This window comes from Mycobacterium sp. (assembly GCF_052144515.1).
Taxonomy (GTDB): Bacteria; Actinomycetota; Actinomycetes; order Mycobacteriales; family Mycobacteriaceae; genus Mycobacterium.
This window is the reverse complement of the sequence record NZ_JBKQQD010000323.1, coordinates 1-8838: the sequence shown is the minus strand read 5'-3', so window position 1 is coordinate 8838 and position 8838 is coordinate 1. Positions and strand designations below refer to the sequence as shown.

Annotated in this window: 10 protein-coding genes and 3 pseudogenes; 6 read left to right on the top strand and 7 right to left on the bottom strand. The window is 62.9% G+C overall.

The genetic code is table 11. The annotated features are described in order from the left end of the window. The first annotated feature begins 305 nt into the window (after window positions 1–305). Complete coding sequence (locus tag ACLP9N_RS21705) at window positions 306–425, top strand: YegP family protein (protein ID WP_442409339.1); 120 nt, start codon at window positions 306–308, stop codon at window positions 423–425. A gap of 186 nt (window positions 426–611) precedes the next feature. Here ACLP9N_RS21705 and ACLP9N_RS21700 read toward each other — a convergent pair. Beyond that, window positions 612–731: pseudogene (locus tag ACLP9N_RS21700) on the bottom strand (YegP family protein); the annotation flags it as partial. Window positions 732–749: 18 nt separating this feature from the next. Here ACLP9N_RS21700 and ACLP9N_RS21695 point away from each other — a divergent pair. Further along, window positions 750–839: pseudogene (locus ACLP9N_RS21695) on the top strand (DUF1508 domain-containing protein); the annotation flags it as partial. Window positions 840–1193: 354 nt separating this feature from the next. Beyond that, entirely contained in the window at window positions 1194–1547 is a 354-nt protein-coding gene (locus tag ACLP9N_RS21690) for a hypothetical protein (protein WP_424073326.1), read from the top strand. A 177-nt stretch (window positions 1548–1724) separates the two neighbouring features. Here the strand turns inward: ACLP9N_RS21690 and ACLP9N_RS21685 are convergent. From ACLP9N_RS21685 to ACLP9N_RS21665, 5 genes and pseudogenes are all read right to left on the bottom strand, one after another. Continuing rightward, window positions 1725–2036: pseudogene (locus tag ACLP9N_RS21685) on the bottom strand (serine/threonine protein kinase); the annotation flags it as partial. A 231-nt stretch (window positions 2037–2267) separates the two neighbouring features. Beyond that, window positions 2268–3689, bottom strand: coding sequence for an FAD-dependent oxidoreductase (locus ACLP9N_RS21680; protein ID WP_442409338.1), 1422 nt, complete (start codon window positions 3687–3689; stop codon window positions 2268–2270). 70 nt (window positions 3690–3759) lie between these two features. Then, window positions 3760–4860, bottom strand: a complete 1101-nt coding sequence (gene pstS / locus ACLP9N_RS21675; protein ID WP_442409340.1) for a phosphate ABC transporter substrate-binding protein PstS — start codon at window positions 4858–4860, stop codon at window positions 3760–3762. Between the two features lie 41 nt (window positions 4861–4901). Continuing rightward, entirely contained in the window at window positions 4902–5576 is a 675-nt protein-coding gene (locus ACLP9N_RS21670) for an arsenate reductase/protein-tyrosine-phosphatase family protein (protein WP_442409337.1), read from the bottom strand. Window positions 5577–5736: 160 nt separating this feature from the next. After that, a complete protein-coding gene (locus tag ACLP9N_RS21665) occupies window positions 5737–6096 on the bottom strand; it encodes an Rv2640c family ArsR-like transcriptional regulator (protein ID WP_442409336.1) in 360 nt (119 codons plus the stop codon). Between the two features lie 105 nt (window positions 6097–6201). On the opposite strand from ACLP9N_RS21665, the gene ACLP9N_RS21660 reads away from it, so the two are divergent. From ACLP9N_RS21660 to arsB, 3 genes are all read left to right on the top strand, one after another. Next, window positions 6202–6681: an ArsI/CadI family heavy metal resistance metalloenzyme gene (locus tag ACLP9N_RS21660; protein ID WP_442409335.1), complete on the top strand. Its 480-nt coding sequence runs from the start codon at window positions 6202–6204 to the stop codon at window positions 6679–6681. A 110-nt stretch (window positions 6682–6791) separates the two neighbouring features. Continuing rightward, window positions 6792–7166 carry an ArsR/SmtB family transcription factor gene (locus ACLP9N_RS21655; protein ID WP_442409334.1) on the top strand — a complete coding sequence of 125 codons (375 nt, stop codon included), beginning with the start codon at window positions 6792–6794 and terminating at the stop codon, window positions 7164–7166. A 137-nt stretch (window positions 7167–7303) separates the two neighbouring features. After that, window positions 7304–8416, top strand: coding sequence for an ACR3 family arsenite efflux transporter (arsB, locus tag ACLP9N_RS21650; RefSeq protein ID WP_442409333.1), 1113 nt, complete (start codon window positions 7304–7306; stop codon window positions 8414–8416). 241 nt (window positions 8417–8657) lie between these two features. Here arsB and ACLP9N_RS21645 read toward each other — a convergent pair. Then, window positions 8658–8838: hypothetical protein (locus ACLP9N_RS21645; RefSeq protein WP_442409332.1), on the bottom strand; the 181-nt coding region annotated here is incomplete at its 5' end.

Sequence of the window (8838 nt, the reverse complement as noted above, 5' to 3'; positions counted from 1 at the left end):
CAGACAGCAGGAATCACTGCGAACGCAAGAGGCTTGAACACACGCTTCCTTTCACAGAGTGTTCGGGCACAAATGGACCTGAGCAAGGAAATCTGCTGATCGGCATCGGCGGTGCTCAATTGGTCATGCTCACCCTCGGACTGGCGGCACCGGCCCACGCCAACTTCGGGGACCCCACGTTCGGAGCGTCATACTCCCACGGTGCTGGTTTGACGCGGAATGGGCCACGTTCTTAACGAAGCCTTCACACACGCGTGGCAAATCTTCACAGTTTCGGCACGCGCCGCCGATCAAAGGAGATTGAGATGTCGGGCAAGTTTGAAATCTTCAAGGACAAGTCCGGCGAGTTTCGCTTCCACCTGAAAGCGCCCAACGGGGAGATCATCGCGTCCAGTCAGGGCCACCGCGATGGGCTACTGCTCTGACCAGCTCAACCGCGTTCATCATCGCCGTGGCAGCCAGATGCCGGCGACCTGGTAGCGGTTGCGGGTCGTGGCACCCGGTTTCGGGTAGCGCGTCAACGCCGAGGTCTAGGCTCTCCCCGCTTGGCTCACCGGGAGCCCATCCAGCGCATCAAGGAACGCCAACCGTTTCTCGGACTATCGTGTTTTCCGTCCACTCGCCTTGGTCTCATAGCCCTGGCTGGCGGCGATGATCTCCCCGTTGGCTGCCTTGAGGTGGAACCGGAAATCCCCACTCTTGTCCTTGAAAAACTCAAACTTCGCAGCCATCGCAATCTCCCTTGATCGAGTGCCGAGAAGGGCATTGAGTCGGTCAAGACGAGCGCTCCCGACGCGAAGGTCGTAGACCTGACCGAGCAGGAGCCCGCGCACAACTAGCGGGTATCGCCGTTCATCGCGCGCCCACGAATATGCTGTGCGTGCGCAAGTAACAGTGTGCCACTAGTTCAATCCCAGTATCGCGCAGAGCTTCTAGCTGCGGCAACGGCAGTATCCGACGGAACCGCTAACGATATGCTAATGAGCCGCGTGCGCACCCGTCACCTTGTTGGTGAGGGGTCGAAAGTCCCTAGCCGGCTGCCCCGCGATAGCGCGACGATATGCCGCGTAGACAACCATGAAAACAGGCCCGCGCCGGATGGCATCAGCACCCTTCCCGGCGCGGGCCTGATCTCGTCTTGACGAGAGAAACCACTCAGGATGATCACCTCAACGGATGGGAGAAACAGACAAATGGCGGAAGAGCCGGGCGAAGACTTCGCTGAGCACATCAACAAGCTGCTCGCGCAGGGCGAGCAGCAAATGACGACCATGCAGCAGCAGTTCGCCGAGAAGATCGAGCAGCATTGGAAAGCCCAACAGAAGATGTTCGAGGATCTGATCGAACGGCAGCAGCAAAAGAACGCCAAGTTCGCAGACGAGTGGGATGCGCGGCGCAAGCAGCTCTTAGATCACATCGACCAGCAGTTTGACGCTGGACGCAAGTGGGCAACGGACATGCTCGACCGGAACTCGAACGCAGCCAAGAAGGCTATCGATGATGCGCACAGCAGAGTAGCCGCGTTGTTCGAACGTAAGGCCGAATAGCTTTCGCCTAGGCGTCCCTTGACTCGGTGGCCCCTTTCGATGGCGGTGCGATGGCGTCAACTCGGGCGCCATCAACGATTTTTGGAAAACACTTCAGCCACGAGGCCTCCGACCGCTCGTACTGGCGAGCCGCGGTCGACTTGGCCGCGGCCGTTTGCGACCGCGCTACTGCATCGGCAGCTTCAGCACCCGCTCGTTGGCGTCGGTGACGTAGACGCTGCCCGCGGTATCCACCGCCACAAAGAGGGGGTTGTTGAGGCCGGTGAACGGCAGCACCGCCTGGGTGGACGAGCCCGCTGGCAGCTTCACCACCCGGTTGTTGCGCGCGTCGGTGAGGTAGAGGTTGTCGGCGGTGTCCACCGCCACACCGAAGGGAACGTTGAGGCCGGTGAACGGCAGCACGGTCGGGGTGGCCGAGCCCGCCGCCAGCTTCAGCACCCGATTGTTTTGAAAGTCGGTGACGTACAGGTCGCCGGTGGTGTCCACCGCCGTAGCGGTACGACCCTTTGAGGCCCGTAAACGGCAGCGCGGACCGCGGGGATTTGTGGTTGTGGTGTGCGATGAGCGCCGAGATCCCCACGGCTGCAGCGACGATGGCGACGAGCACCACGGCGCCGGCGATGAGGGCAATCTTGGTGCGCCTGGCTGTGTTGTGAATCGATTGAGCTTCTCGCGCTTGTTGATGCGCACGTGTCGGACGCGATTCTGTGCGGATGTTGGTTAGGCGGTTAGGGGTCGGGCCGTGGCGGGCTGGTGTTCGCGCACCCATGTTTGGGCTGCCATTTGGGTGGCGTCCCAGGGCGACCCGAGTGGCGGGGTGTAGGACAGGTCGAGCTCGCTGAGGCTGTCGACGGTCATTTCGTGGAAGAGGGCGGTGGCGTAGGTGTCGACACGTTTGGCGATTTCGGCGCTGCGGTGTCCCACGAGTTGGGCGCCGAGAAGGCGCCCGCTGTGCTGGTCGCCGGTGATGCGGATGTGGATAGGGGTCGCGCCTGGGTAGTAGGCCTTGTGGTCATCGGGACTCGATTGGCTGGTTACGGGGGTCCAGCCGCGGTTCGCGGCGAGGGCTTCGTGTTCGCGGAGGCCGGTGCGGGCGGCGACGAGGTCGAAGACCTTGACGACTTGGGTGCCCAGGCTGCCGGCGAAGTGGGCGTGGCCGCCGAGCGCGTTTTCGCCGGCCACACGGCCTTGTTTGTGAGCGGTGGTGCCCAGCGGTAGCCAGGTGATGCCGAGGAGCCGGTGGTGGGTGTGCACGCAGTCGCCGGCCGCGAAGATGTCGGGCAGGTTGGTCCGCATCGTTTGGTCGACGACGATGGCGCCCTTGACCCCGAGATGGGCGCCGGCACCGGCGGCGAGTTCGGTGTCAGGGCGCACTCCGACAACGACGAGGACGAAATCAACTGTGCGCGACACGGGTTGGCTGTCATGGCTGGCGCTGACAATGAGTGCGCCGGTATCGGCGCGGGCGATGGACGTGACAGCGGTGTTCGTGAGGACTTCGACACCGTTGCGTTGCAGTTCGGCGTGCACCACGGCGCCGAGTTCGGGGTCGACGGTGGGCAGAACTTCGGGCAGCGCTTCGATCTGGGTGACAACGATGCCGCGAGAGGTGAGGGCTTCGGCCATCTCCAGGCCGATGTAGCCGGCGCCGACGATCACGGCGGTGGCGGGGTTGCGTTGCTGCAGGGAGTCCATGACAGCGAAGGTGTCGCCCATGGAGTGCAGCAGGTGCACCCCATCGGAGGGGCCGAGTGCGTCGGGGCCGCTGAGCCCGCGAATGGGCGGGCGGACACTGATGGCGCCGGTGCCCACGACCAGCGCGTCGTAGGACAGTTGCTGTGGGGCGCCGGTGGAGTCGAGAACGTCGAGGGTGTGTTCCTCGACATTGATGGCGGTGGCGCAGGTGTCGGTGAGCACCCGCATGCCGGTGGCGGCCAGGTCGGCGGCGGTGCGATGGGCCAGATTGGTCCAGTGGGTGACTTCTCCCGAGACGTAGTAAGGGATGCCGCAGATGGAAAAGTTGGGATAGGCGTCGGCGACAACCACGGTGACTTCGGTGGCGGGGTCGAGTTCGCGGGCGCGCAGCGCTGCGCTGATGCCGGCGTCACTGCCACCGATAGCGACGATATGACGAGCTGTCATGCGGGATTGGCTCCAGTGGTGTCACGGGTGTTGCGGTGGCGGTGCAGCGCTGCGCCGAGGAGTGTGATGTCTAGCTTATGGCGTCCACGGCGCTGAGCACCTTTGCCTGAAAACCATTGGGCAACGGGAAGTATCCGTGATCTTCCAGGTTCGCCTGGCCTGGCCCGATGGTGGACTGCAGAAACGCCCGCACCGCCTTCGCGGTCTGTGGGTCAGCGTATTTCGAGCACACCAGTTCGTAGGTCGCCAGCACGATCGGGTAGGTGCCGGGCTGGGTGGGCTTGTAGAACGACGAGGTGTCCAGCACCAGGTTGTTACCCTGGCCCATGATGGTCGCCCCGGCGACGGCCTTGCCGACCGTGTCAGCGGTGATGGAGACCGGATCTGGCCCGGCTGAGGTCACGATTCGGGCAGCGAACAGCCGTTGCTCCTGGGCGAACGAATATTCGTTGTAGCTGATCGCGCCCTCAGTGGACTTGACTTTCGCCGAGGTGCCCTCGTTGCCCGGTGCGCCCTCGCCGACCCCGCCGTTGAACACCTTGCCGCTTCCCTTGCCCCAGGTGCCGCCCGAGGCAGCGTCAAGGTAGCGCTGGAAGTTATCGGTCGTGCCCGACGCATCGCTGCGGAAGATCACATAGATAGCCTGGGAGGGCATCTCCTCGCCGTTGAGCGCCTTGATCGCCGGGTCGTCCCACCGGGTGATCTTGCCGTTAAAGATCTTCGCTAGCGTCGGGGCGTCGAGCGTCAGTCTGTTTACGGCTTCGAGGTTGTAGGTGATCGCCAAAGGACCGAACACCACTGGCAGATTCCAGGCGTCCGAGCCGCACCGATCCTTGGCCATGCTGGGCTCGTTTCCGCTCAGCGCCGAGTCCGAGCCACCGAAATCGGTGTTTCCTGAGATGAATTCGGCCACTCCGGCACCTGAGCCGTTCGACGTGTAGGTAAGGGTCTGCCCCGGACAGGCCTTTTCGTAGGCTTTGACGAACGCGGTCATCGCGTTGGCCTGCGCGGTGGAGCCGCTGGCTTTCAGCGTTTGTTTGCCGCCGCAGTCCACCTTCGCCGTGGTGGCGTATGAGGGGGTTGAATTTTCCTTGGCGCATGCCGAAAACCAAAACACCATCCCGGTGGCCGCCAGCAAGCTCAAGGCGGCCGACGATCGTTTCAGTGAAATGCTCACGGTGGGTTCCTCCGGTCTTCAGCGCGATGTCTTGCTTAATGGGGGTCCAGGGTGGGGGCCACGTGATCGATACGGACGATCAGCTCATCGAGGGCTCGGTCGAAGTCGCCGGCCCGGCCGGTGCGCACGGGGTCGGGGATAGACCAATGTAGGCGCCGGCTGTCAGCGGGCAGTTCCTCGTGGGCGTTATCGCAGACCGCGATGATCACATCGGTGGGCTTAACAACGTCATCGAGATTGCGCGGGGGGTGGGGCCGCATCGGCAGCTTGCGGCGCGCCGCCGCGGCGACCGCCCACGGGTGTACCGCAGCGGCGGGATGAGTCCCCGCCGAGGTCGCCGGCAACGAGCTGCGGCGATTCCACACCGCCACGGCCAACTGGCTGCGCGCCGAATTCTGGGTGCACACAAACACCACCCGCTCGGCACGCCACGCGGTCGAGGGCACCAACAAATCCAGCGACTCGGGGATCAACTGCAGATAGCAGCGACGACGATCTCCTTCTGAGCGGACTCGGCGCACAATGCCCGCACCCTCGAGCACCCCAAGATGGTGGGCGATCAGACTCGACGACATCGACAGCGCAGTTTGAAGCTCCGAGGGCGAGGCATCCGCGAGCAGCAACCGATCGACGATGACCAGCCGACCAGGATCGGCCAGGGCGGCATGGACCTGCAAGCGCCGCAACGCATCCGTCGATAGCTCAATCATAATTAACTCAATTTCTACTGAGCTATCGCGCAAAGGTCAAGGTGCTGGCAGGATTCGGTGATCTCGTCAATTGACGTTCATCGCCAAGACGGCCGGAGTTCGCGGGGCGGGTGCGAAGCGTGCAGCAACGCTGCAGCGCGCCTACCGCCGTGACACGAAATCAGGTGCAGCAGCTCGGGTCGAGCACCGCGCAGAGGGCGGCCATCGCATCCCGATGGGGACGGTGGTAGACGTTCATGCCGCGGCGGTGCGATTCGACCAGGCCCGCGTTGCGAAGCTGGCCGAGGTGGTGGCTGACGGTTGGCTCGGCCAATCCGAGAACGCCGGCAAGCTCGCCCGTGTTCTGCTCACCGACAGGTGAGCAGAACAGCAATGACATGATCTTGACTCGCGCGGGGTCTGCCAGCGCCTTGAGGCGTAGGGCCACCTTTAGGGCGTCGTCATCGCTCATGGGGCCAGCGGCCAGCGGCGCGCAGCATGCCGGTGCGGTGATGTCGACCACTGGCAATGTCTTCGGCATACCACGATTCTGCCACAAAGCTTTGACATATATCAAAAAGGTGGCATGCTGGCGTGGGTCGAACAAATTCGATATATGTCTCACGCCTAAGGAAGGCCTGCTCTCATGTCCCGCGTACAACTCGCCTTGAACGTCGACAACCTCGACGATGCTGTGGCCTTCTACTCCAAGCTGTTCAATACCGAGCCGGCGAAACGCAAGCCTGGCTACGCCAACTTCGCCATCGCTGAGCCACCACTCAAGCTGGTGCTCTTGGAGAATCCCGGAAGGGGCGGCACGCTCAACCACCTGGGCGTGGAGGTCCAGTCCAGCGAGGCAGTCCACGAGGAAATCGTGCGGTTGCAGGGCGAGGGCTTGTTCACCGATGAGGAGATCGGAACGACCTGTTGTTTCGCGACCCAAGACAAGGTCTGGGTGACCGGGCCAGCCGGGGAGAAGTGGGAGGTCTACACGGTGCTGGCCGACTCAGAGACTTTCGGATCAAGTCCCGAGCACCTCGATCACGAGACCCAAGGCGCTGTGTGCTGTGGCGGATCGCCGGCTGACGAGGGTAAAGAGAAGGCGACAACCGGTTCTTGCTGCTAACCGCCGCCACCGCGGGGCGGGCGGGACCGGTGTAACCCACCCGCTGATCCGCACCTCGGTTCATGCACCGTTCGCTTGATCACCGATTCGATATCAGTCAATATCGATGCGTGTCGAAGTCACAGTTGCCGTTGACCCCGGAGCAAGGGTGTACCTTCGTCCCGCTTGTGCGTGAGCCACTTTCGGCTGACGCAGCCATCCAATTGGCGGCCAAGCTGAAGGCGCTGTCTGACCCGGTGCGATTGCGCGTGCTGAGCGTGGTGGCCAGCCACGAGGGTGGTGAAGCCTGCGTTTGCGACTTGTCAGCGGGGATTGAACTGACCCAGCCCACCATCTCCCATCACCTAAAGGTCCTACGCACCGCTGGATTGCTCGACAGCGAACGGCGTGCCTCATGGGTGTACTACCGGGTAAATCAAACTGCGCTGCAACAACTCTCGCAGCTTTTGGGAACCGACACCCTCAGCCCAGCGACCCGACCATGAATACCGTCCCGCAGCCACGCCGCCTAGTCGCCGAGTTTCCGGCACCGCGCTTCTCGTCTGCAATGTGCCTGCGCAGGAACGCAACGCCGCTGTGGGCCAGCAGCCCCCAGCCGAACTAAAAGAACGAGATTGAACAGATGAGCCACAAACCCAGCGTCACCCGCACTCCGCAGTCGGACGACAGCCACGTCGTGGCCCGGTTGTCGACGGTCGACCGATTCCTGCCATTGTGGATTGGACTGGCGATGGCAGCCGGGCTGCTGTTGGGCCGCCTCATCCCGGGATTGGCCAACTGGCTCAATGCCGTCTCTATCCACGGCACTAGCCTGCCGATTGCCGTCGGGCTGCTATTGATGATGTACCCGGTGTTGGCCAAGGTCCGCTATCGGGAGATCGGGCGGATCACCGCCGACCGCCGCATGATCGCCGTGTCGTTGATTCTGAACTGGATCATCGGACCGGCACTCATGTTCGCCCTCGCGTGGCTGCTGTTGCCAGACCTGCCCGCCTACCGCACCGGCGTGATTCTGGTAGGTCTGGCCCGATGCATCGCTATGGTGCTGATCTGGACCGACCTAGCCTGCGGCGACCGAGAGATGGCTGCCGTGTTGGTTGCGCTCAACGCTGTGTTCCAGGTGCTGGCCTATGCCGCGCTCGGCGTCTTCTACCTCAACGTCTTGCCCGCCTGGCTCCACTTGCCGACCCAGAGCCTGCATGTCTCCTTCGCTGCGATTGCCGTCACCGTTGTGGTGTTCCTGGGGATCCCTCTAGTCGCTGGATTCCTCACTAGAACCCTCGGTGAACGCGCCCGAGGCCAAGAGTGGTATGAGAGCACGCTGCTGCCGCGCATTGCGCCGATTGCCTTGTATGGGCTGCTGTTCACCGTGGTCGTACTCTTTGCGCTGCAGGGCAAGACGATCACGTCCCAGCCGGTGAACGTGGCCCGGATCGCGCTGCCGCTGCTGGTCTACTTCGCCGTGATGTGGGTCGGCGGGTTCGCCATCGGCAGGTGGCTACGCCTGTCCTACGCCCGCACGGCGGCGCTGGCGTTCTCCGCGGCTAGCAACGACTTCGAGCTAGCGATTGCCGTGGCGATCGGCGTATTCGGCGCTACATCCGGCCAAGCCTTGGCCGGGGTTGTCGGCCCGCTCATCGAGGTGCCCGTGCTGCTCGGCCTTGTCTACGTAGCCTTGTGGTTGCGCCGTCGGCTGACGTGGCCGCAAACCCTCAGCTCCACGGCGGTTCGATGAGGAGTTTGGTTTTTCACATTGGGAGCAAGCGCGAGGTAAACCCTCGCAATCTTCAACTGGACGAGACAACCGGCCGGCTCGAATAAACGGGGTTTCGAAGCCCAGTACATTGACATGTCAAAGGGTCAAGTTTGACCGTCCTGGCCCGACGACTCGACTCGGGTGCTGAGCGACCGTGGTCCAAAATCCGCTGCCAGTCTGCTGCTTAGTTTCCTACCCGTCGTTGGTACAAAGGTAATTACTAGACGTCTCGCTGTGAGTTTGCCCTTGCGAGTTGCCAGGGGCCAAACGGGACGTGGAACATGCTGACGTGAAATTGCTCACCATGCATCTGTGGCCTGGCTGACGCCGAATACCTCTGGTAGATAAACGCTCTACACCGCCAGTCGACCACCAGCAGCGGCAGCCCCGGCTCACGCCAC

Bases quoted from the DNA above. Each gene is read 5' to 3' on its own strand.
- ACLP9N_RS21660 (WP_442409335.1), top strand. From the start codon at position 6,202: ATGTCCCGCGTACAACTCGCCTTGAACGTCGACAACCTCGACGATGCT.
- ACLP9N_RS21680 (WP_442409338.1), bottom strand. From the start codon at position 3,689: ATGACAGCTCGTCATATCGTCGCTATCGGTGGCAGTGACGCCGGCATC.
- ACLP9N_RS21670 (WP_442409337.1), bottom strand. From the start codon at position 5,576: ATGATTGAGCTATCGACGGATGCGTTGCGGCGCTTGCAGGTCCATGCC.
- ACLP9N_RS21690 (WP_424073326.1), top strand. From the start codon at position 1,194: ATGGCGGAAGAGCCGGGCGAAGACTTCGCTGAGCACATCAACAAGCTG.
- ACLP9N_RS21665 (WP_442409336.1), bottom strand. From the start codon at position 6,096: ATGCCGAAGACATTGCCAGTGGTCGACATCACCGCACCGGCATGCTGC.
- ACLP9N_RS21705 (WP_442409339.1), top strand. From the start codon at position 306: ATGTCGGGCAAGTTTGAAATCTTCAAGGACAAGTCCGGCGAGTTTCGC.
- arsB (WP_442409333.1), top strand. From the start codon at position 7,304: ATGAGCCACAAACCCAGCGTCACCCGCACTCCGCAGTCGGACGACAGC.